Annotated in this window: 14 protein-coding genes; 4 read left to right on the top strand and 10 right to left on the bottom strand. The window is 61.6% G+C overall.

Annotated elements, in window-relative coordinates; genetic code table 11:
• Window positions 1-4: 4 nt before the first annotated feature.
• Genes HQL98_04405 through HQL98_04395 form a run of 3 tightly spaced genes read right to left on the bottom strand, consistent with a single transcriptional unit; the run spans window position 5 to window position 4045 of the window.
• Window positions 5-859, bottom strand: coding sequence for a pyrroline-5-carboxylate reductase (locus HQL98_04405; GenBank protein MBF0271310.1), 855 nt, complete (start codon window positions 857-859; stop codon window positions 5-7).
• Window positions 856-3330 (bottom strand): SPOR domain-containing protein, encoded by a 2475-nt coding sequence (locus HQL98_04400; protein ID MBF0271309.1) that lies wholly within the window; start codon window positions 3328-3330, stop codon window positions 856-858. The genes HQL98_04405 and HQL98_04400 overlap by 4 nt, the downstream gene beginning before the upstream one ends.
• Window positions 3331-3358: 28 nt before the next feature.
• Window positions 3359-4045: a YggS family pyridoxal phosphate-dependent enzyme gene (locus HQL98_04395; GenBank protein MBF0271308.1), complete on the bottom strand. Its 687-nt coding sequence runs from the start codon at window positions 4043-4045 to the stop codon at window positions 3359-3361.
• Window positions 4046-4233: 188 nt separating this feature from the next.
• On the opposite strand from HQL98_04395, the gene HQL98_04390 reads away from it, so the two are divergent.
• Window positions 4234-6252 (top strand): hypothetical protein, encoded by a 2019-nt coding sequence (locus tag HQL98_04390; GenBank protein ID MBF0271307.1) that lies wholly within the window; start codon window positions 4234-4236, stop codon window positions 6250-6252.
• A gap of 14 nt (window positions 6253-6266) precedes the next feature.
• On the opposite strand, the gene HQL98_04385 is transcribed toward HQL98_04390, so the two are convergent.
• The 4 genes from HQL98_04385 to HQL98_04370 form a co-directional block, all read right to left on the bottom strand.
• A complete protein-coding gene (locus HQL98_04385; GenBank protein MBF0271306.1) occupies window positions 6267-7097 on the bottom strand; it encodes a serine/threonine protein kinase in 831 nt (276 codons plus the stop codon).
• Between the two features lie 10 nt (window positions 7098-7107).
• The gene (locus tag HQL98_04380; GenBank protein ID MBF0271305.1) at window positions 7108-7650 is read right to left on the bottom strand and encodes a gamma carbonic anhydrase family protein; all 543 of its coding nucleotides are present in this window, start codon (window positions 7648-7650) and stop codon (window positions 7108-7110) included.
• A gap of 99 nt (window positions 7651-7749) precedes the next feature.
• Window positions 7750-8766, bottom strand: a complete 1017-nt coding sequence (locus HQL98_04375) for a TerC/Alx family metal homeostasis membrane protein (GenBank protein MBF0271304.1) — start codon at window positions 8764-8766, stop codon at window positions 7750-7752.
• A 15-nt stretch (window positions 8767-8781) separates the two neighbouring features.
• Entirely contained in the window at window positions 8782-9369 is a 588-nt protein-coding gene (locus HQL98_04370; protein ID MBF0271303.1) for a TerD family protein, read from the bottom strand.
• 293 nt (window positions 9370-9662) lie between these two features.
• Here HQL98_04370 and HQL98_04365 point away from each other — a divergent pair, with 293 nt between their 5' ends.
• The 3 genes from HQL98_04365 to HQL98_04355 all read left to right on the top strand — a co-directional run bounded on the left by HQL98_04365 (window position 9663) and on the right by HQL98_04355 (window position 17286).
• The gene (locus tag HQL98_04365; GenBank protein MBF0271302.1) at window positions 9663-12077 is read left to right on the top strand and encodes a glycosyl transferase; all 2415 of its coding nucleotides are present in this window, start codon (window positions 9663-9665) and stop codon (window positions 12075-12077) included.
• Window positions 12078-12117: 40 nt separating this feature from the next.
• Complete coding sequence (locus HQL98_04360; protein ID MBF0271301.1) at window positions 12118-14508, top strand: tetratricopeptide repeat protein; 2391 nt, start codon at window positions 12118-12120, stop codon at window positions 14506-14508.
• Between the two features lie 153 nt (window positions 14509-14661).
• The gene (locus HQL98_04355; GenBank protein ID MBF0271300.1) at window positions 14662-17286 is read left to right on the top strand and encodes a methyltransferase domain-containing protein; all 2625 of its coding nucleotides are present in this window, start codon (window positions 14662-14664) and stop codon (window positions 17284-17286) included.
• A gap of 59 nt (window positions 17287-17345) precedes the next feature.
• On the opposite strand, the gene HQL98_04350 is transcribed toward HQL98_04355, so the two are convergent.
• From HQL98_04350 to HQL98_04340, 3 genes are all read right to left on the bottom strand, one after another.
• On the bottom strand, window positions 17346-18848 hold the full coding sequence (locus tag HQL98_04350) for a hypothetical protein (GenBank protein ID MBF0271299.1): 1503 nt from the start codon (window positions 18846-18848) through the stop codon (window positions 17346-17348).
• Window positions 18849-18962: 114 nt separating this feature from the next.
• Entirely contained in the window at window positions 18963-19652 is a 690-nt protein-coding gene (locus tag HQL98_04345; GenBank protein ID MBF0271298.1) for a methyltransferase domain-containing protein, read from the bottom strand.
• A gap of 101 nt (window positions 19653-19753) precedes the next feature.
• Window positions 19754-23575 carry a tetratricopeptide repeat protein gene (locus HQL98_04340; protein MBF0271297.1) on the bottom strand — a complete coding sequence of 1274 codons (3822 nt, stop codon included), beginning with the start codon at window positions 23573-23575 and terminating at the stop codon, window positions 19754-19756.
• Window positions 23576-23870: the final 295 nt, after the last annotated feature.

The raw sequence follows: 23870 nt of genomic DNA, 5'->3' as shown, positions 1-23870 counted from the left end.
GCGTTCAGGATTTTCGTGGCGCGCCCAGTTCCCGGGAGCGTTGACAGGCGGCCAGCACCGCCGCCATGAGGGCGCCGCGCACGCCATTTTTCTCCAGGGGTTCCAGACCGGCGATGGTGGTGCCGCCGGGGGAGGTGACCTGATTTTTCAATACGCCGGGATGCAGGCCGGTCTCTTCCATGAGTTTGGCCGCGCCCAGCAGGGTGCGTACCGCCAGACGATCCGCCAGGGGACGGGGCAGGCCGCTGGCCACGCCACCGTCGGACAGGGCTTCGGCGATCAGATAGACATAGGCCGGTCCGGAACCCGACAACGCCGTGACCCCATCCATCAACGCCTCGTTGTCGATCTCTTCCACCAGTCCCACGGATTCCATGATCTGACGCGCCAGCAGCCGGTGGGCCGCCGGCGTGGTGGGCGCCGGCAGCAGAGCCGAAATGCCGGCGCCCACCAGGGCCGGGGTGTTGGGCATGACCCGGGCCAGGGGTTGTCCCGCGGGCAGATGGTCCGCCAGGGTGGGGAGGGTGATCCCGGCGGCGATGGAGAGCACCAGGGTATCGGGAGCGAGCAGCGGGGCGATGGCGTCCAGCACGCCGACCACCACGCCCGGTTTGACCGCCAGCACCACCACCTGGGCCCCCTGGACCGCCTCGGCGTTGCTGGAGAAGACCGGAATGCCGTGGCGTTCCGCCAGGGTGCGGCGTTGGCCTTCCACCGGGTCAGCGGCCCGCAGGCGCTCCGGCTGGACCCCGGCCCGGGCCAATCCCTGGATCATGGCTCCGGCCATGGCCCCGCCTCCCAGAAAGGCGATGATGCTGGTATCGAGGGAGGGTGAGGTGTGCGGCATGCTGGTATTCATCGTTTGGTGATCTCTCCGGGGGTGTGGTTTGGCAGTTTGCGGATCTGTTCCCGGGCCGCTTCCGCCTGGCCCTGATCGTCGAAGGGGCCGATCAGGACGCGATGCAGGATTTTGTCCTGGGAGCGGATGGGTTCCACAAAGGCGGGCAGGCCGAGTTGGAGGTATTGGGTCAAGGCTGTGTTGGCATAGTTTTCATTGCCGAAAGAGGCGGCCTTGAAGACGAGCCGTTCTTTTTTGCCCTCCGGGCTGCTTTTGGCCGGTGTGGCGGATCCTTTGGGGGTCGGTTTGGATGGGGTGGTCTCCGCGGTGGCTTTGTTTCCCGCAGGCTCGGCGGCGGTTGCGGCGGCCGGTTCCGTGGTGGCGGAAGCGGCGACCGGGGGTCGGGCCGGGGGGGTGGCGGTACGGTTTTTGGCCGCGGTGCTCGCTTTGGTGGTGGGTTGCGGATCCGGATGAACCCCTGGAGCGCTCATGCGTTCGATTTTGGGGGCATCCGAAGAGGCGACGGTCGTTTCTTCGGACGCGGCGGGGGCGCGCTCCGGGGGGACGGCTTTGGCCTCTGGAGCCTGTCGCGTACGCGACGCGGCGGCTTCTGTCGAAGCGGAAGCGGCCTTGGCCTCTGCTGCGGTGCGGGTGCGTGGCGTGGTCGCCTCTGAAGCGGACTTGGGATCCGGAGTCTGTCGTGTGCGCGGCGCGGCTGTTTCTGAAGCGGCGGGGGTGGCCTTGTTGGCCTCTGCTGCGGCGCGTGCGCGTGGCGTGGTCGCCTCTGAAGCGGACTTGGGATCCGGAGTCTGTCGTGTGCGCGGCGCGGCTGTTTCTGAAGCGGCGGGGGTGGCCTTGTTGGCCTCTGCTGCGGCGCGTGCGCGTGGCGTGGTCGTCTCTGAAGCGGACTTGGGATCCGGAGTCTGTCGTGTGCGCGGCGCGGCTGTTTCTGAAGCGGCGGAAGCGGCCTTGGCCTCTGTTGCGGTGCGTGCGCGTGGCGTGGTCGTCTCTGAAGCGGCTTTGGGATCCGGAGTTGGTCGTGTGCGCGGTGCGTCAGCCTCTGAAGCGGTCTTGGAATCCGGAGCGGTGGGAGCGGCTTTGGCTTCCGGCGCGGGTTGAGAGCGTGGCGCGGCACTCTCCGGGGTTGAAAGCGCGGCCCGGGATTCCGGCGGAGTGCGGGCCTGTTGAGCCGGGGCAGGGGGCGGATTCGGTTTTTCTGCGCCACGGGCTGTGGCCCGGACCGGCTGGGAGGATGCCGGTGGGGTTTCGGTGTTGCTCGCCGTGGGAGAGTGACGCAAAGCCTGACGGGCCAGTTGATAATAGGGGGCTTCCCGCTCCTGACTGGCCACGATGGTTTCCAGCCAGCGGGTTGCTTCGGCTTCGTTGCCCGCGCCACGGGCTTTGTATCCCAGCAGCAGCAGGGTCAGATTTTCCCGGAGGCGGCTGGCCACCGGATCCTCTCCCGCCCGGGCCGCTTCCAGCCCCTGTTCCGCCGGAATGGTGCCGAGAAAAACCGGGATCAGGATTTCCGGCCAGTTTTTCTGGTCCTTGGGCACCGAAGGATCGGTCAGCAACTCACGATCTCTTTTGCCAAGCCGCAGCCGGGTCAGATACAGCCACAGACGGGTTTCCACGTGACCGGATTGCAGGGGCAGGGCTTGGGCGAGATCCTGTTCCGCCTCGGCGAAGCGTTCCAGCAGGAAAAAGGCCATGCCCCGGGCCAGCAGGGCATCTGGGTTGTTGGTCGGACGCAGACGCAACGACTCGTAAAAATCCGCCACCGCCTGTTGGGGCATGCCGATCAGCAGCCGGCTCATGCCCCGGAGCCGATAGACCTCCTCGTGATCCCGCTTGAACCGGATGAAGGCGATGAAGTCGTCGATGGAGGTCTCGTAATCCCCCTGGGCGATGCGCAGACGTCCTCGGTTGTAGTAGCTCCAGGGGTGATCGGGCTTGAGGCGGATGGCGGCGTCGAGTTCCGCCATGGCCTCCTTGCCCCGTCCCAGTTTGGCCAGGGCCAGGGCCCGGTTCTGAAAGGAAAGATGATCTTCCGGATTCAACGCCACCGCCACCCCGAGATCCTCGGCGGCCCGATCCGCGTGTCCGGCGCTCAACAGGGCCGCACCCCGGATGCGATAGGCGGGATGCAGATCGGATTTCAATTCCAACGCCCGGTCGCAATCGCTGATGGCCTGGGTGATCATGGCTGGATTGCGTGTGCTCAATCCCTGTTTGTAGCGGGTGGCGCAGCGTCCCGCGAAGGCGTTGGCCCGTTGGAGTCGGGTGGCCTCCGAGTCGTTGATCACCTGTCCGTTGAGTTGTTCCGCCTCTTCCAGGGCATCCCGGGCCAAAGCCTCGCTGGCGGATTTCAAGGTGGTGTCCAGGGTGTTGTCGGCCAGGGCGGTGAGGGGAGTCAGCAACAGGCACGCCCCCAGAATCGGGACAACAGCCCGGAATCGTGTGAGCGCGGCGGCGAGGTTCGCGTCTGGCATGTGCAGGGCATCCGTTGGTTGGGTTTTGTCAGGTCGGCGCGAAGACGGCGCTGCCGATGCGAACCAGGGTTGCCCCTTCTTCCACGGCGATTTCGTAGTCATGGCTCATGCCCATGGAAAGCTCGTCCATGCTCACGCCGTCGATCTTGGCCTGGGCGATTTCGTTTTTCAGCCGGGACAGGGCCTGAAACCAGGGGCGGGTCTCTTCGGCCTCGGGACTGAAGGGGGGAATGGTCATCACGCCGCGCAAGGTGATGCCGGGCAAGGCCGCCATGGCCCGGGCCAAAGGCAGGGCCTCTTCGGGCAGAATGCCGGATTTTTGCGGCTCCCTTCCCACGTTGATTTGCATCAGCACCGGAAAAGGACGAATTTTTTCGGCCCGTTTCGAGATCTCCTCGGCGAGTTCCAGGGAGTCTACGGTGTGGATCATGTGAAAAATTTCCAGGGCCGCCTTGACCTTGTTGCGTTGCAACGGTCCGATCAGGTGCCATTCCAGTCTGGGATCGGCGATTTGGGGCAGTTTGTCCCGGGCCTCTTGCACCCGGTTTTCCGCGAACAACCTCTGGTCGCAGGCGGCCACCTGGCGGATTGCGTCGGCGGAGCGGGTCTTGGAGACCACCACCAGCCGGACCTGCGACGGATCCCGACCCCTCCGGCCACAGGCGGCGGCAATGCGGGTGCGGATCTGGTTCAAGGTGGCGGATGGGCTGTGCATGGTGTTTATCAAGGCGCCGGGTTGAAGGGGTTGGGGTGGATGGAGGACTTGGATTGACGCGCAGGCGTGGAAAATGTCAATATTTTGTCTGGCTGAATCGCCATAAGCAAGCAATTTTCGCGGTCCATCGCGTTCCTGGTCATTCATGGACGTTTGGCATGGATTCACAACGAGGGGATGCAACCTTCATGATGACAGGTGATTGGGGTCCGGATGTGGAGTTGCTGCGGGATCGGATCAAGGGATGGATCGGAGAATTTGTGCTGAGTGGCCCTTATGGGGTGCTGACCGCCACCCAGAAGCGGGGGTGTGCCCGGATCATCGAGGCGTTTGTGGGGGCGATGCATCGGGCGCATGGGCGCATGCCGGGAAAATGGACGGCGGGTACCGTGGAACAGTGCTGTCGGGAAGGGTTGCCGTCGGAGTTGTCCGAGAGCCTGCTGATCGCCATGCCGCCGGTGCTGGTGGCTTTTTTTTGGTTTTTGCAGGAGTCGGGTCGGATCGACAATGGCAAGGTGTTGATCCGCGCGGTGAATCGCGCCTGGGAATGGAGCATGCGTCCGGGACATGAGGAGAAGGTCGTGTCCGAGGGGTGGAATTGGGAAGGGGACACCCCCATGGAAGGATTGCGTCGTTTCGGCGCCCAGATCGCCCGGGAGATCGCCAAGGAACGGCCCGCGATGATTTCACGGGAGGCCATGGAGAGCTTCGAGCGTTATCCCATTTTGGTGTTCGATCTGCTGCATCTGCTTGCCGAGGCCTATTCCGATAGCGAGAAGCCGGATGACTATCTGGTGACCGCTTATCTCATGTTGCTGTCCCACGCCTTGCGTAACATACGGTTCGGCCTGGAACGCCGTTTCGAGTGGGCCATGGAACTGGATCGGGAGTTTCAGTCCATGGTGGTGCGGCGGGCCATGTCCGATCCCATGCCGCCGCAGTTGCTGGCCGGCATCGTCGAATCGTTGTCCGAGGCCAGGCTGGAGCCATCCAAAGAGCTTTTGGAGATTTACGAACATCGGATCATGCACCATACCGCTCCCGAGGAGTTGCCGACCCGCAATCAGATCGATTCCATGTTCGAGAATCTGGTCAACGAACATGAGGGGGATCCTTTCTCCATCGGTGAAACGTTATCCCAGATGACCCGCGCCCTTCCCCTGGAGGCCCAATCGGCCCTGATCGGGGAGTTTGCCTGTTCGACTTTGCCGGGCATGAAGGATGCGGTGGTGGTTTTGTGTCTGCACGCCGAAGAGAGCGTGCGGCGCGAGGCGTTGCATTGGCTGCTCAGGAATGTCCGTTCCCTGACCCCGACGGCGCTGCGTCGTTTGATCGTGATTCGCAACTGGCTGCCGGAACCGGAACGCAAACAATTGGATGCCCTCATCAAGGCCGCCCGGATCAAGGGAGTGGAGTGCGCCAGTTGGTCGGAAGGGTTGACGGTGCAGGGGTTGCAATGCTCCCGCATGGATGGCGTGGGGGCGCAGTCGCTGTTGCTCTCCATGCCGGTCAAGCCCGGAAAATCCCGCATCGGCGGGGTGTTGATGAAGCAGGGCATGGGAATCGTCGATGTCTGGTTGACCCCGTTGATTTCCCGTAGCGAAGCTTCCGCCACGTTTCGTCAGGTGGGGCGTCAGGAGTTTTTTCTGGATGTGACCCGGAATTTCTTGCATGCCGCCGTTCGGCATCACTTGGCGGTGGGTCTGGAGAGGGGGGATCCTCCCTCGATGGGACTGTTGCAACTGGCCGAGGCCATCACGGCCACGGGCTGGGTTCCGGAGCGGCTGGATGGACGGCTGCTGGTGGAACGCTTGATCGGCGAGGAGAAACTTTTGACCGATGACACTGGTACGGTGGAGCGGATTGTCCACACCAGCGACTCCTGGAGCGATACCTCCCGGATCACCGATTCCTGGTTTGAAGAGAGTCAGGAGGTGGTGGACTTCATGGAGAAAACCCGCCTGAAGGGACGGGAACGGCTGGTGCGGCGGGTGCTGGAGCTGTTTTGTGAACCGAACCGGGAAATCTGGGCCGAACGGTGCGTCTGGACCGCCTTTTGGTTGCGGGAACAAAACGCCAAGGGGCGGCTCATGGAGGGATTGGATTTTCATTTCGCCGTGCTGGCCCGGGAACTTTACCGGGATCGTCCCATGCACGAGTTGCCCCTGATGCGGCGCATCGCCGAACGGACCATGGGGGGGATTTAGATTGGGTTCGGCCTTCAGCCGGTGGACGCGGCCTGCAAGGCGCTCAGAAACTCGGTGGCGCTTTGAAAGCGGTCACGGGGACGTTTGGCCAGGGCCTTTTGCAGCACCGCGGCCAGAGGGGCCGGCAGCAGGGGATCTCCCGACATCGGCTGGATCGGTTCGGCGGTGAGGATTTGCCGGGTGATCTCCCAGGTATCGGAGCCGGTGAAGGGTTTACGTCCGAAAAGCAGTTCGTGGAGGATCACTCCGGCGGCGAACAGATCGGCCCTGCGGTCGATTTTTTGGCCCATGATCTGTTCCGGGGGCATGTACCCGTGGGTGCCGGTCACCAGGGCCGGGGAGGGGGTGACGCCGCCGGAGGCCAGTTGCCGGGCGGCGCCGAAATCGGTGATGCGGATTTCTCCATCCGGGGTCAGCAGCAGATTGGCCGGTTTGAGATCCCCATGGGCCAACCCGGAGGCATGGATGTGTTCCAGCCCGGAAAGGGTCTGGCGCAGCAGTTCCAACGCCCGCACCGGGCCGGGCCGCGGACCTTTGGCAATCAGATCCCGCAGGGTCGCGCTCGGATACCAGTCGAGTACCAGATAGGGGATGCCTTCCTCTTCTCCATGATCGATCAGCTTGACGATGTTGGGATGGGACAACAGCGCGGCCATTTTGATTTCGTGTTGCAGTCGTGCAATGCGCGCATCCCGCTCTTCTCTTTCCCGCAGGTGGAAGGGCAGCGTCTTGATGGCCACGATGCGCCCATTCTCTGGATCCACGCCCCGCAGAATGCCCCGTCGGCTCTCTTGTCCTTCGGGTGTCAGGAGGCGCCAGCGGCCAAGGGTTTGGGGGAAGGTCATGGGGGGGATTTCAGGTGTGGTGCAGGCTCGCCATGTGTCTTTTCGCCAACCCCCGATAACTCTCCATCGTGGCCCGCATGGCGTCTTGTTCTTCGGGGCTGAGCGGGCGCAGGGGTTTGGCGGGGGAGCCGATCCAGAGGGTGCCGGCGCTCACCCGTTTGCCGGGGGGAATCAGGGAGCCGGCGCCCACCATGGCGGTACTTTCCACCACCGCCCCGTCCAGCACGATGGCGCCGATGCCGATCATGCAGTCATCCATCAGGTGGCAGGCGTGCAGATTGACGTGATGGCCGATGATCACCCGGTCGCCGATGATCAGGGGGATGCCGTTGGGTCGGGATGGGGTGGGACGGGTGACGTGCAGGATTGAGCCGTCCTGGATGTTGCTCCAGGCGCCGATGCGGATCGGGTTGACATCGCCACGAATGATCGTTCCCGGCCAAATGGAACTTTCCGGCCCGATGTGAACATCCCCGATGACCACGGCTTCCGGATGCACGAAAGCGCTCGGGTCGATTTGCGGCAGGATGCCCTCGAAAGGGTAGATGGGCATGGGATGGGCTCCGGAAGGTTGGCGTGGCGCGAAACGGATTCATGTTAATCGTTCGCGCCACGCCTTGGCAACCCCCGGGTCAGGCGGGAATGTGGAATCCTACTCTTCTTTGGGGGCCGGGAAGATCCAGGAGGCCAGCACACCCAGTCCCAGAATCGAAAAGACCACGATCATGCTTTGGCCGGGAGAGATGTGCAGGCCGGGCCAATGGAAGATGGTATTGCCCGCCTCGATGGCCAGTTTGGCCGCGATGTAGAACAACAGTCCGATGATCGCCTTGTCCAGATGGACGAGGTATTTCATCAGTCCGGAGAGAATGAAGAACATGGCCCGCAATCCCATGACACCGAAGATCATGGCGCTCCAGACCAGCACCGGCTCCTTGGTGACGGCGATCACCGCGGGCACGGAGTCGAAGGCGAACAGAATATCCGTGAACAGGATCACCAGGGTGCATAAAAAGGCCGGAGTGGCCAAAACCTTGGCATGGGCCGGTATCCGGATGGAGGGATCCTGGTGGCGCAGGGGTTCGATTTCGGCGCCGGTCAGAAACATCGCCTGACCATGCAGACGGGGATAGACCGGCAGAAACCGTTCGGTCATGCGCACGGACCAGTGCTGGGAGTAGTCGTGCAAGGATTCATCCCCCTCGCCGGCGGTCACCATTTTCCAGGCGGTCCAGCCCACCACCGCGGCGAAGGCCATGCCCACCCAGGGAGAAGCGGCAAAAAGCGCGGTGCCCACGGCGGCAAAGATCAACCGGAACAGCAAGGCTCCCAGAATGCCGTAGAACAGTACCCGCCGCAGCAATTGATCCCGTATGTTGAACGACGAGAAGATCACCATGAAGACCATGACGTTATCGAAGGATAACGATTCTTCCAGCACGAATCCCACCAAGAAGAGCTTGGCATAGGCCGGATCATAGCTGAACCACAAGAAGGCGGCGAAACACAACGCGCCGATCACCCAAAAAATGAACCAGAAGGTGGCTTCCTTGAGACTCATCAGACGGTTCTGGTGGTGGGCGTGGATGTCGGTCACCATGTAAAAGGCGATCACGCCAACCAGGATCATCTGAATGATCACTGGGAAACCGATGGCAGGTACTTCCATGATGGATCTTTTTCCTTATTGGAGGTGTTGAACGAGGGACGGCAATAAATCGTGAAACGTTTTGCCACGGGCGGGCGAGCCAATGGCGAGCATTTTCCATTCCGCGCCATCGCGGTACAGTTGTGCCATGATCAGGGCGGTGTGGGCGCCTTGGCTGTCGAGCTGGTAGCGGGCCACTTCCCGGTCCTGGTCCCGATCGAGCAGTCGGCAGTGAGCATTGGCGATCCGGTCGAAATTTTGACCGCTGAAACTGTTGATCACAAACACCAACGCCTTGATCGACGACGGAACTTGGCACAGGTCCACCACGATTTGTTCGTCGTCTCCGTCCCCGGCGCCGGTGATGTTGTCGCCGGTGTGGCGAATCGAACCGTCCAGGCTGTGCAACTGCTCGAACCAGACCGCATCCTGTATCGTACCGTTTTGATCGAACAGGATGCAAGACGCGTCCAGGTCGATGGTGTCATTCGTTGCCAGAAAACGCATCAATCCTTTTTTTGGGGGAGCGACATCCCAGCCGAGTCCCAGGGTGATCCGTTTGAGGGGTACTCCGTTTTCTTCGCCCAGTTGGAAGGTGTCTCCTTTGTGTAATGAAATGGACATGGTATGGCCCTTTTTTTGAGTTGGTTATGAAACGTGTGTGTTGTTTTAAAGTCAGGCCCATAGGGAGGGCAGTGATCAGGATACGGCCTTGATCTGAACTCAATCTGAAATTGGTATGTTTTTTTTCAGGCCAAGGATGGAGGCCCGGAATGTGCAAAGCTCGGGGAGCAATTTGTCTTTGACTTTTGGTGACGCGGGTATCATGTTTCTTTGGCTTATGGGTTCGTTAATGAAGTCAGGGGGCTGGGCAGGATTTGGGGTTTGATCGTTTGAAACTATTGGGGAGTGTCGGGATGCACCAAGAGATGAATCTGGTGGAGTTGATCGGTCAGGCCGATCCCATGCTGGGTGCGGGTCGGGTCGAAGAGGTCATCGGGCTGTACCGGGGCTGGTTGGCCACCCACCCGGGGGATCCCCAAGCCCATTTTGCTCTGTACAATCTGGGGGTGGTGCTGCTCAATGCCCGGGATCCGTTGGGTGCCCGCGGGGTATTCGAGCAGGCCATTGCCTTGCAACCCGATTTTTATCCCCCCTACATCAATCTGGGCAACGCATTGGAACAGATGGGGGATGCGACGGCGGCGGCGGCCTGTTGGCGGGAGTTGACGGAGCGTCTGCCCGCGATCACCGGGGAGAATCTGGGTTACAAGACCTCGGCGCTCAAGCAGATCGCCCGGGTGGTGGGCATGGCCGAAGCCGAAGAGGCCTTGCGGCAGAGTCTGGAGATCGATCCCAATCAGCACGAGGTGATCGAACATTGGATCAACTGGCGTCAGGTGCAATGCATCTGGCCGGTGATCGTGCCCTTTGGCCGGTGCGATCGGACCCATCTGATGAAAGGGTTTGCCCCCTTGTCGTTGGCGGTGCTGACGGATGATCCTTTGTTGCAACTGGCCAATGCCGCCATGTTTCACCGTTCCGAGATCGGTCAGCCGCTGCCGGTTCATCTCCATGCCCATCGGGCCTTGCGGGTGGCCCCGCCCCCCCGGATCCGGGTCGGTTATCTCTCTTCGGATCTGCGCATTCACGCCATCGGCTACCTGATGGCCGAAATCTTTGAATTGCATGATCGCTCCCAGGTGGAGGTGTTTGTCTATGCCATCGGTTTGCCGTTCGATGACCCCCTGAAACGCAGAATCCAGAGCGCCACCGAGCATTGGCGGGATATGCATGGACTGGGGGATGTCGAGGCCGCCGAGCGGATTCTGGCGGATCGCATCGAAATTCTGGTGGATGTCAACGGCTACACCCACAGCGCCCGCACCAAGATGCTGGCCATGCGTCCGGCACCGGTGATCGTCAACTGGTTGGGTTATCCCGGCACCATGGGCAGTCCCTATCACCATTACCTGATCGCCGATCCTTTTGTGATTCCCGAGGGATTGGAGTTTTGTTACTCCGAAAAGGTGGTGCGTCTGCCCTGTTATCAGCCCAACGACCGCAAGCGACAGGTGGATGCCCACCGTCCTGGCCGGGCCGAGGTGGGATTGCCGGATGGGGTGATGGTGTATGGCTGTTTCAACGGGGTCAAGAAGATCACCGCCTTGACCTGGGAACTCTGGATGCGGGTGCTGGAACGGGTGCCGGAGAGCGTGTTGTGGTTGCTGTATGAAAACGATGTGGCCCGGGATCGGTTGTTGTCCATCGCGGCCCAGCGGGGCATTGCCCCCGAGCGGGTGATTTTTGCCCCCCGCAAGCCCAATCATGAACACATGGCCCGTTATCCGTTGGTGGATCTGATGCTGGATTCCACCCCCTACGGCGCCCATACCACCGCTTCCGACGCCTTGTGGATGGGGGTGCCGATTCTGACCATGGCCGGACTTTCGTTCGCGGCCCGGGTGTGCGGCAGTCTGGTGCGCGCCGCCGGACTGGAGGAGCTGGTTTGCGCCACGGCGGATGAGTATGTGGCCCGCGCCGTGGAACTGGGGACCAACCGGGCATTGCTCGACTCGTATCGGGCCAGACTGGTTTCGGGACGCGATCGGTGTGATTTGTTCAACACGCCATTGCTGGTTTCCAGCCTGGAGGGGGTGTATCGACAGATGCGCGCCGATTTCCTGGCGGATCGGGTGCCTCGTCCGGATTTGACCAATTTGGAGGTCTATCAGGAGCTTGGTATCGCCCTGGATACCGCGGAAGGGGTATGGTTCGGATCGGTGGAGCGGCTGGAGGCCGCCTACATGGAAAAATTGCTGGAGCGGGACCGGTTGTCTTTGTTGCCTTCGGACGGGCGGCTGTGGTCGGCGGAGGCCCGGAGGCGTTACGCGATGCGGAAACGGCCCCTGATGGAGCTGCTTTTGGAACGTGACGAGGCCGATGATCTGGCGGGTTTGGTGGCGTGCGCCCGTCAGCCGGAACACGATCCTTCGGAGTTGATGCTGGCCGTGGCCCAGGGGATCGCCACGGGACGGATTCGCATGGCCTATGTGGTGTCCATGCTGTTGGCCAATGCCGGTTATGTTCATCCGGTGATTTTGGTGGGGTTGTCGGTGGGCGGGGTGATGTTCGGCAATCCCCAGGAGGAGGAACGGGGGTGCGCTTCGTTGGCGACGGCCATGGCGGCGGTGCCGGCAGAACAGCGGAACAATCTGGTGCAGCGGGTGATCGCGCCGGCCATCGCCACTTTGAGAGGGGAGGCGGCCAGAGGGGCGGATCCGCAACGGGTGACGCGTCTGGTGGCGTTGTTGGCGTCCATGGGCGCCTGAGGCTCGTGGCGACGCAACATACCGAAAAGTGAGGCCATCCATGGGGCGGGAGTGGAGTATCGCGGAGTTGGTCACCACGGCCGAGGCGCTGGTGCGGGCCGGAGAGGGCGAGCGGATGCTGGCGTTGTATCGGGAGTGGATCGACGGCAACGGGGACGATCCGTTTTTGTATCTGGTCCAGTACAACCGGGGGGTTTCCCTGAGCGCGGTGGGGGATCCCCATGGGGCGCGGGAGGCCTATCAGGAGGCGTTGCGTCTGAATCCGGATTTTCTGCCGACCTACATCAATCTGGGCAATGTGCTGGAACACCTGGTTTCGCCGGACGCGGCGGCGGCTTGTTGGCGTCAGTTGGTGGCGCGGTTGCCCCAGATCAATCCCGATTGGTTGGAGTATCGGAATTCGGCTTGCAAGCAGATTGGCCGGGTGGCGGACTCCGCCGAGGTGGAGTGGGCGTTGCGCATTGCCCTGGATCTCAATCCCCGTCAGCACGACGCCATCGAACACTGGATCAGCGCCCGGCAGCAGCAGTGCCAATGGCCGGTGGTGGAGCCCTTCCCCCGCTGTTCCAAGGCCCATCTCATGACCGGTTTCGCGCCGCTTTCGTTGGCGGCCTACAGTGACGATCCGGTGTTGCAACTGGCCAACGCCGCTTTGTACAACCAGAAAGAGATCCGCCAGGCCCCGATCCATTTTCTCGATGCCCATGCCGCTCTGCGGGTCGCTCCCGCGCCTCGGCCCAGGGTGGGTTATCTCTCTTCGGATCTGCGGCTGCACGCCATCGGTTTTTTGATGGTGGAGCTGTTCGAGCGGCACGATCCGGAGCAGGTTGACTTGTATTTCTATTATACCGGCCAGCCGGTGGAGGATCCGATTCACCGGCGCATTCGGGCGGTGGCCCCCCGTTGGCGGGATTTGCACGCCTTGTCCGACGAGGATGCGGCCCGTCAGATCCTGGCGGACCGGATCGAAATTCTGGTGGATGTCAACGGTTACACCCTGTTGGCCCGTCTGAAGCTGCTTTCCATGCGTCCGGCCCCGGTGATCGTCAATTGGCTGGGCTATCCGGGGACCATGGGGTCGCCGTATCACCATTACGTGATCGCCGATTCCTTTGTGATTCCGCCGGAAAACGAGATTTTCTACTCGGAGAAGGTGGTGCGTCTGCCCTGTTATCAGCCCAACGACTCCCGTCGTCGGGTGGCGCCCCACCGTCCCACCCGCGCCGCAATGGGCTTGCCGGAGTCGGGGGTGGTGTTTTGCTGTTTCAACGGGGTGCGCAAGATCACCGCGGTGACGTGGGATCTGTGGTGTCAGGTGCTGCACCGGGTGCCGGGGAGCGTGATGTGGCTGCTGCACGAAAACGATTCGGCCCGGAATCGGTTGCGGGAGTTGGCGGTGGAGCGGGGAATCGATCCGGACCGGCTGGTTTTTGCTCCGTTGTTGATCAATGAAGAGCATCTGGCCCGTTATCCGCTGGTGGATCTGGTGCTGGACTGTTTTCCCTATGGTGCCCATACCACCGCTTCGGACGCTTTGTGGATGGGGGTGCCGATTTTGACTCTGGCGGGACTCTCTTTCGCCTCCCGGGTGTGCGGCAGTCTGGTGCGGGCGGCGGGACTCGGGGAACTGGTCTGTGCCACCGGGGAGGAGTATGTGGCCAGAGCTGTGGAACTGGGTACCCATCCGGAGTTGCTTCAGGGGTTGCGCGCCCGTCTGGAGGCGCAGCGCCATCAATGTGTCCTGTTCGACATGACCACCCTGGCGCGGCGGCTGGAAGGGCTGTTCGTGGCCATGCGGGAGGATTTTCTGGCGGATCGGGTGCCCCGTCCCGATTTGACCAATCTGGAGGTTTATCAGGAGATCGGCATCGGATTGGATCCGGAGGCCGGGGGATGGCGTGGCAGTCGGGCCGGGTTGATCGCGGCTTATGAACAGGGTCTGGCGTCACGGGACCGGTTGTGCCATCTGGGCAGCGACCGGCGGTTGTGGACCGATGAAACCCGGGTGCGGTTTCAGCCGGGGGCGGATTTTCACGAGACCATCGGGGCGTTGGATGAGGCCCGGGATCTGGAAGGCTTGATCGCCTGTGCCGGCGGAGGGGCTTTCACCATCGGAGAGAAGATGGAGGCCATCCCCGGCTTGTTGCGGGGGGGACGGGTGTTGGCGGCTTATATCGTGGCCATGATGCTGGCCAATGGGGGAGCCTTTTCTCCTGGAATCGCCATGGCCTTGTGGGCCGGAGGCATCGTGTTCGGCAATACCCAGGAAGAGGAGCGGGGCATTCTGGCCTGGCAGGGTCTGATGGCTGGCATGGGGGAAGGGGAACGGTCGGGTTTGCGGGTCCAGGTGGAGGCGCTGATGGCCTGGGTGGCGCTGCACGTGCCGGTGGTGACGCCGGAACGGCTCGGACGTTTGCTGGTCACGTTTTAGCGGGTTCGCGGGGTTTGGCCCCGAACCTTGCTACGGGTGGATTCTCCATGGGTTGGAAGGAGCGGAGCGCACAGGGGTGCGGTTCGGGATCCGGGGGATGAAACGGTTGTTGATATCTGGCATCGGGTCTGCGGTGTCAGGGGAGAAGCTGGGATGGAAAAACCCGCTGGATATTATGAAGGGATCAATGTTCATCTGCTCAATCAGGTGCCCGCCACGGCTGGCAGGATCCTGGAGATCGGTTGTGGCGCCGGCGCTTTGGGAGCCTGTGTCAAGGAGCGGATGCCCGGGGTGGTCTACCATGGCCTGGAACTCGATCCCGAGGCGGCTTCAAGCGCGGCTGCCCGATTGGATCGGGTGTTTGTCGGCAGCATCGAGTCGGATCTGTTGTCGCAAGTCGAGGCGGGGTATGACTGCATCGTGTTCGGCGATGTGTTGGAACATCTGTATGATCCACTGACGGCGTTGCGTCGGGTGCGGCCCTTGTTGCAGCCGGGGGGGATCGTTTTGTGCAGTGTGCCTAACGCGCAGCATCATTCGGTGCTGGCATCGTTGTTGAGCGGTGATTTCCAGTATCAAGACGCCGGATTGCTGGATCGGACCCATGTGCGTTTTTTTACGTATGCCAGCTTCATCAAGCTGATGCTGGATGCGGGGTTGGTGCCGGAGATCGTGGACGCCACCATTTGGGATCCCGCTCCGGAGTTTTCCGCAGCCCTCAAGGCCACGTTGATCCCGTTGCGACAGGATCCGGTCCGGGGGACGTTTTATTTTTCCGCCTATCAATACATTTTCCGGGGGCGGCTCAATCCGGGTTATGATGTAAGCGAGCCGCTGGCGTTTCCCATCAGTTTCATCGTGCCCACCAACGATCGCAGAGTGTTGGGGGACAATTTTCTCAGTTCCGCGATTTTTCGCCAGCCCCATCCCCATCAACTGATCCTGTTGGAAAACCAGCCCAGCGCCGGCGCCGCCCTGGCCAACGGGGTGCGACAGGCGTTGCACGATTTTGTGGTCTACGCCCATCAGGATGTCTATTTGCCGGATCGCTGGGATCTCCAGTTTACCCGGCGTGTGTTTCAGGCGCGGCAGAGCCTGCCTGAGGCCAGGGTGTTCGGGGTGTACGGGGTCAATCTGCGGGATGGGGAGGGGGTTCACCATGGTCTGGTGATGGATCGCCACTGGGCCAGGGAGAGTGGTGGACCGTTGCCTGTGGCGGTGGAGTCCCTGGATGAAATGTTGATCGGATTCTGGAAGGCCGGTTTTCCGGGCGTGAATCCGGAGTTGGGGTATCATTTTTATGGCACGGATCTGGTGTGCGCCTATCGGGAGCAGGGGGGATGCGCGGCGGTGGTGGAGGCGCTTTGTTTCCACAATTCCGGTCTGGGCTTTGCGGTGGATCAGGCGTTTCACCACTCTGCCCAGCGGTTGATCCACTCCCCATGGCGCAAGTTTCTGCCCTTGGCCACCTCGTGTGTGGTGCTGACCGCGGAAGGAGCTGTGCTGCTTGACCGGGAGCGGGAGGATCGATCTTCTGACACGACGATGAGGGATACGACCATGGATGCAATGGCTGACGCAGCAGGGCGCTTTCAAGAGACGGTGGTGAAGTTGGATGCCAGCGAGGATCTCCAGGGATTGCTGGATTGGCTCCAGAGCCATCCCCACGATCCGGGCGAGATGCTTACGACCGCCGTTGAACTGCTGACCCGCCGCCGGATTCGCACCGCCTACATCCTGGCCATGATTCTGGCCAACCAGGGATATCACAATCCGGTCATTGGGTTGGCCCTCGGCGCCGGAGGGGTGATGTTCGGCAATCCGATGGAAGAACAGCGCGGTCTGGAGTGTCTGCGGGCCCCTCAGGAGAACCTGCCGCTGAACGACGCGCAACGGGAGCTGTTCCAGGGGCAGATTGTCGCATCGGTGATTCATGAACTGTTGGGGATGGCCCTTCCGGAGGCCGGCGCGGAGCGGGTGGGGCGGATTCTGGCGCTTGCCAGGGCCGTGGAGGCGGGTGTGCGGAAGGAGCGTCCGTCAGGGGGCGAGGCCGGTGGCGCTTCCAACGACACGGGTGCGATTCTGTTGGACTATTTCGAGAATTACGAACACCGCATGATCCACAAGTGGATGCACTATTTCGAGATCTATGAACGCCATTTTTCCCGTTTCCGTGGCAAACCGGTCTCTTTGTTGGAGTTCGGTGTCTATCATGGCGGTTCGTTGCAGATGTGGAAGCACTATTTTGGACCCCAGGCCCGGATTTACGGGGTGGATGTGGATCCCAGATGTGTTGAATTGGGTGAAGAGAACATCCAGATCCTGATCGCCGATCAGGAGGACCGGGAATCCTTGCGGGCCATCAAGAGTGCGCTTCCCCGGTTTGACATCATCATCGACGATGGTGGTCATACCATGACTCAGCAGATTGTCACCATCGAGGAGATGTACGCCCATCTCAACAATGGTGGCATCTACCTGATCGAGGATCTGCACACCAGTTACATGCCGGCCTACGGCGGGGGATACCGCAATCCGGAAAGCTTCATCGAATATGCCAAGCATTGGATCGACGCCCTCCACGCGTGGCATTCCCAGAGCGAGGCGTTGACGGTCGATGCCCGTACCCGTTCGGTTTTTGGTTTGCATTATTATGACAGCGTGTTGGTGATCGAAAAGCGCGTCATCGACAAGCCGGACCACTTCATGAGTGGCGCCCCGTCCTTTCCGTTGAATCCGGACGAGCAGGTCATTTACGATCAGAATCGGAGCCGTTGATGTCTTCCGGTTTTTTTCCGCACCAAGCGCCTTCATCGTTCCGGGTTGACCTGCCGGGTTCAGCCCGGCGGGCGGAAGGTTTGCAGGGCCTGGAGATCTTCGGCGCTCAAGGGGATTTTTTCCAAGACCACCTCCAGGGCGTCCACGGCCCGGGGGGTGCGCATGATCACTTCCGGGTTGTCGCCCCGTTGTTGCATTTCCATGCCCAGGGGGCTTAAGTTGAAGTGGAGTTGACGCACCACGAAGCGGGTTTCGGTCCATCCCAGATACCAGAACCAGTCGGTGTAATACAACCAACTGCGCTCGTTGAAAGCGCGGATGTGGGTGGGATCCTGCCATGCCCCGTAGGAGAGGTCATAGGGCACCACGAGGTGCAAGGTGCCCCCCACCCGCAGCAGATCCCGGCAACTGGTCATGGCCGTGGTCAATTCCCGCACATGCTCGAACACGTCGAAGGCCAGAATCTGATCGAAATGGCCCCTGCTCAAGCGGATCGGGCCAAAGCGGCGGGTCGGATAGACAGGATCTGACGGGCCGGGGAGGGGATCGTTGAGATCCGCCAGCAGATCCGGTTTCCAGCCGTCATGCACGTCCAGATTGAGGCAATCTTCGCGGAAGTTCTTGCCGCTGCCGATGTTGAGAATTCGGGGCAGGGGGCGTGACGGGGCCGGAAGGGGATCTGCCATGGGAACGGTTCCTGGGATGATGAGGGTCGCGGGGGAGTCGGGGGTGAGGGCGCGGCGCAGGATTTCGGTTTCCGGACGTTGCGCAAAGGCGCGGAATCCCTCACGGGCCAGGGCCTGACGGCGTGGTTCGTCCTGGATCAGGGTCACGCAGGCGTCCACCAGTTGCGCGTAGGGTACGGCCATCAGCCCGGAGCGCAGATCCGGGTCGATGCGGGTTTCCGGATCCATTTCCGTGACCACGGCCTTGGCGTTGGCCAGCAGATAGGAGATGCGGGCGATCTCGAAGATTTTGGTGTCGTAGTAGTGGATGTTGACGATGATTTTGGCCCGTGAGATGGCCTCATCCCGCTCCTGGCCGTATTTGCCAAAGAGCATCTGCACCGCCAGCCCCGCCTTTTCCAGTTCCTTGAGAATGCGCAGGCGCCGGTCGTTGAGACTGCCGTAGAACAAAACGTCGATGGTCTCCGGATTGTTGGGAATGCGGGTGAGTTCCGGCACATAACCGACGGGCACATGACGGTGACACCCCAGCAGACCGGCCTGACGCAACCGTTCCAGGTTGTGGGCGTCGTAGTCCCAGGTTTCGCAGCGGGCCATCAATTCCGGCAGCACCCCCCGGATCCAGGAGGAGTCCCACTGTTCCAGATTGTACAGGATCGTGCCCGGGGGAACCTGTTCCACCCAGGCTTTGGGCATGAGATTGCCGCCGATCAGGATGTTGCGGGCGGATGGATCGGTCTGGTTGACGGCGATGGTCGAGGTGTATCCCAGGCCCAGCAGACCGTAATGGACCGTCTCGACCATTTCCCGCAACGCCTCGGCGTGGGCATAGCCCTCCGGGGCGATCAGGACCACTCGAAAGGGGGGATGGCTCATGCTGGCCTGACAAAGCGGAGGGTGGATGGGGGCTGACGGTCTGGGAAAACAGTAATGCCCTTTGCTCCCGAAGGCAACCGCAAAACCGTGCTTCCCCGTTCCCCCTTCCGCCCGTCACGGCGCCTTGACCGCCTCGACGAACAGGTTTTCCTGGCTGCGGGCCTCTTGATCGAGCTGTTCCACCTCGGCGATGTTGCCTTCCCTGAAGGCGCGTCTTTCAATGGACGCGGCGGGGAATCCGGCCTGTTCCAGCAGCAAGGCCAGATCCTCGAAGTCGTAGATCCACTGGTGGCCCCAGAAATAAAACAGTTGATTCACCATGAAGGCCCGGTTGCGCACATGCCACGCGGGCACCCGTCCCTCCAGGAACGCGACGCTTTGGGCGAAGGCGGGTCGTTCGGTATGGAAGAACAGTTCCAGATTGGCGTGCAGATCCGGGGTACTCAGACGCAGAATGCCGCCGGGACGCAGCATGCGATGGACCTCTTGCAGGAAGGCCAGTCCCTGGTCCCGGTTCAAGTGTTCGATGAAGTGTTCGGCATAGCAGTGGTCGAACAGGTTGTCGGGTATGGGAAAAGGGGTGGTGGCGTCGTGTTGCAGGTAATAGAAGTTGGTATGCGCGTAGCCGTCGGGGGTGAACAGGGAGACGGGCTTGGTCTGGACCCCGTTGCTGCCTGTAAAGGTTTCGGCGTCGGTGTTGAGCCAGTTTTGTTTCCAGGCCGCGCCACTGCCGCAATGCAGTCCGGTCACCAGCGGGATATCGATGCCGATATCTTTCAAGGCGAAATCAAGTTGAACGCTCATCCATCCCTCCTGAATTTGAGTCGGTCCAAGGTGTCGAATCCCGGCGATGATTGAATTGGGATCAGGCTGACCGCTTTTCAAGAGGGATGGATGTTTTTTTTTCAGGCCGTGACCCGGAACATGGCGAGCAGGTCGGTGGTCATCACCACCCGATCGATGGGAACGCCGGCCTGGATCAGAGTGGCGCGGATCTCTTCGCTTTCCGTGAGATGCAGACAGGCGCTGCGATCCGCGGCGCCGACGGCTGTGGCCGGATCCCGCACCTCCACTGGCAGGGCGGGGGCGATCTGGCGCAGGCTGTCTTGCACCACGGCGGGATTGCTCACCCCGCAACAGACCAGACTGTTGGCCCCGGGCAGGGTCTCGAACCGTTCTTTCAGGGCCTGATAGGCGGCGCCGATCAGCACTGTCGGCTCCAGGTCACGGATGTATTGCCGATCCGGTTCGGTTTTGCTCCAGAGCAGGGCCCGTTTCAGACAGAGGGAGGCGGCGATATAGTCCTGATTGGCCTGGGCGATGTTGGCGGCCACCAGGATGCGTCGCACCGTGAAATCGTTGATCAGGTCCAAGACCACGCTCCGGTTGCCAGGATCGAAATCCGGCATGCCGATGCTGGACAGGGCCAGGGAGGCGGCGATCTCCAGGCCGGAGCGGTAGTGGTCGAGCTGGTCGAGGATGCTGGTGGTGCCGGGTTTGGTGTGGGCGGCTCCGGGGGTGGGGTGGCGCAGCACCGACAGCAGGAAGGGGCGGGGCTGAAAGCGGATCGTCCCGTGGGCGTTGGCACGGAAGGTGGTGACCACCGGTCCGTAGGTGGCCTGAAGATCGAACGAGACCCGCACCAGGGTTTCGGCCCGATGGATGGCCACTTCCGGGAAGATGTGGTTCAACGCGATGAAGTTGAACAGATTGGCTGCCTGATTGCGCTCGAAGATGACCGGCTCTTCCAGGGGATAGAACAGTCCCAGATCCGTGCCGGTGGCGTCGTTCCACAGGCGCCAGGGGGCGTGGGAGGCGACGATCCGGTCGTCTTGGGTCATGAGGTCGAGTTCTTCCAGGAGGATTTCCGGAATCAGTCGGTCGCCGCTTTCCAGGTGGACCCGGAAGGCTCCTTGACCCGAACGCAAGGCGGCCTGGGCCAGGGCCGGGCCTGATAGGACACGGGGCAGGGTGACGTGACGGAACCGGGGGAAAACGCTCCCCAGATTGCGGATCATGGCCTCGTTGCCGGTTGCCTCCGGGCCGGTGACCACCAGGATTTCGATGGCCCGAGGGGTGGTCAGGGTCCATTTCAGGTGTTCCAGGGTGTGGGGGAGCCAGGCCCGACCCGATTCGGTGGTGACGCAGATGGACAGCGCGATGGGTTCGGAGCGGGGCATGGTGGCGAACGGGGGCGTGACCGCGGGTGCCGGAGGCGGGGCGACGGGTGTTGCCGGGCGTGTGGGCGCGAGGGTCGGGGTGGCGCGGATCGGGCTTTCCGGGGAGGCGAAGGAGGGGGGGATATCGAGATGGGTCGGGGTTTCGCCGGCTTCGTGGCGTTGCCAGATGGTCTCGAACACCGCTTCCAGGTCCCGGGTGAAACGGGGGGTATCGAACAGGGGTGAGGTGGCGCGATTGGACTGAATCCGGGTACGCAGGGCCTGGAGGCGTTCCGGATTCCGGGCCAGCTCCAAGGCGATGGAGACGTACTCCTCCAGGTTGGTGGCCACCAGTTCCGGCGCGCCGATGGCGTGCAGCAGGCTTCCCGCCACTCGGGAGACAAAGGTGTCACCGGCGATGGTCACCAGGGGACAGCCGATCCAAAGCGCGTCGCTGGCCGTGGTGTGGGAGGTGACGGGAAAGGTGTCCAGTACCAGATCCACCAGATGATAACGGGCCAGATGTTCGGCCACTCCCAGTTTGGGGGCGAAATGGATGCGGGCCGGATCCATGCCCCGTTTTTCCGCCTCCCGACGCAGGTTGTCCGCCACCAGGGGATTGGATTCCAGCAGCCACAGAATGCTCTCCGGCACCTGACGCAGCACCTCCATCCAGGCGGCGAAGATTTCCGGGGTGATTTTGTAGGTTTGGTTGAAATTGGAAAAGATCAATCCGGTTGCGGGCAGTCCGCAGGCCTCGCGGCTGGGGCCGGACTCCGGCAGCGCCCGCAGGCGATCGTTGGGTTGGTAGCAGTGGGGCAGACGGACCACCTGTTCGCTGTAGTGGTGTTCCTGGCCGTGGGGAATGATGAACGGATCGGCGACGACGTAATCGATGTGGGGCGCCCCCATGGTGCCGGGATAACCGAGCCAGCTGATCTGGAGCGGAGCCGGGCGCTGGGCGGAAATTTCCAGCCGTGCCCCTTTGGTGAACCCTTTGAGTTCTACCAGAATGTGGACGCCGTCCGCGTGAATCTGGCGGGCGGCGTTTTCGTGATCGACGTTTTTCAGGTCCACGAAGCGGTCGCAGGTTTCGACGATGCGCTGGCGCATCTCCTTGCCGTCGTTGTCGCCGTAGGAGTAGATGAAAATCTCGAACCGTTCCCGGTCGTGGAGCTTGATCATCTCCGCCATCAGGATGGCGGTGGCGTGATTGAGAAAGTCGCAGGAGAGATAACCGATGCGGATGCGTCGGGGATGGGGGTCGTGGTTGGGCTGGGCGGCCAGATTGCGGCGGGCCCGGTATTTGCGGTGGATGTAGTATTCGGCGCAGGCTTTCTGTTCGGCGGGAGTGGTGGGCAGGGTCAGAAAAACAAAGGGATTGATCAGTTTGTTGCCCTGGTTGAAACGTTGCATCATGTCGTCGAACAGGGCCGGGCAATCCTGCCAGTCGCAGATCTGCCGCAACAGATTGAGCAGGGAGGCGATCAGGTTGGGATCATCTTTCTTTTTGGCCAGGAGTTGGCGGGTGCAGTCGATGGCCCCTTCCAGGTCGCCCTGGACGTTGCAGGCCACGCCGAGATTTTCCAGGGCGGTTTCGTCACCGGGTTTGATGGCCAGGGCCTGATGATAACAGGCGATGGCTTCGTCCATGCGCTCTTGCAGTTGCAAGGCGTTGGCCATGTGGGTGTAGGATTCGTGCAGATCCGGCTTGATGGCCAAAGCCTGCTGGTGACAGGCGATGGATTCGTCGAGTCGGCCCTGGTCGCACAGCACATTGCCCATGTTGCACAGGGCTTCGTGATAGCGGGGATTGAAGGCCAAGGCCTTTTGGTAACAGGCGGTGGCTTCCTGCCAGCGTCCCAGATCCTGCAACACGTTGCCCAGACAGTTGAGGGCTTCCAGATAGTCTGGACGAATGGCCAGGGCTTTTTCCAACCACTGGATGGCGTCGTCGTACTGTTCCAGTTTTTGCAGCACGTAGGCCATGTTGTGCATGGCGTTGACGTAATCTGGTTTGTGTTTCAAAGCGGTTTGATACGCTGCGATGGCCTCCGGGAACCGTTTTTGTTCACAGTGGATGTTGCCCAGATTGGCATGGGCCTCGAAGAAGTTCGGATCGAGTTTCAGTGCCTGTTCCTGACAGGCGATGGCCTCGTCGAACCGTCCCTGGGACTGGTGCAAGGTACCCAGGTTGCCCAGGGCCGCCTGATAGCGGGGATCGAGTTTCAAGGCTTTTTGATAACAGGCGATGGCCTCGGCGGGTTTGCCGTGGTTTTGATAGACGATGCCGAGGTTGTTGTGAAACAGCGGCTGGCCCGGATCCAGGGCGATGGCCTTTTGGATCGAGACTATGGCCTCGTCCCGCTCCCCCCGTTGGTGCAGGAGAAATCCCAGCAGGTTGTGGGCATCCTGATGGCGTGGCTGATCCCGCAGAATCTGACGATAGAGGCTCTCCGCCTCTTGCAGCCGTCCCGCCTGGTGGAGTTCCAACGCCTTTTGGATGGGCGCGACCAGAGCCGATGAGGCCGGGGCGGGGGTACGGTTTTTCGACTTGCCTGATTTCATGATCGTGACCTTCGAGGGGAGAGCCGGGGATCGAACGATTAAAGAGGGTGCGTCGTGGCACCTTCCGGGGTGTGATGATCATTAAAGCATTCTAGCCGATTTCGGCTGGATTGGGAATTCTTTTCGACACCCTTTGGGGCGTGGCGGTTTTTGTCTTTGACTTTTGCCGGGTGTCTCGGCATGTTTGACGCTTTCTGGATCACGATAGTCCCGAGGATTTCATCATTGATTTGAATTGAAGAGGGGGGAGCGCCATAACGCCCCCGAGAAAAACCTTGACCGCTCCTTTGACCAA

The organism is Magnetococcales bacterium (genome assembly GCA_015231755.1).
Lineage (GTDB): Bacteria > Pseudomonadota > Magnetococcia > Magnetococcales > Magnetaquicoccaceae > Magnetaquiglobus.
Note: the sequence above shows the minus strand (reverse complement) of the source record. Positions and strands in the feature narration are given on the sequence as shown.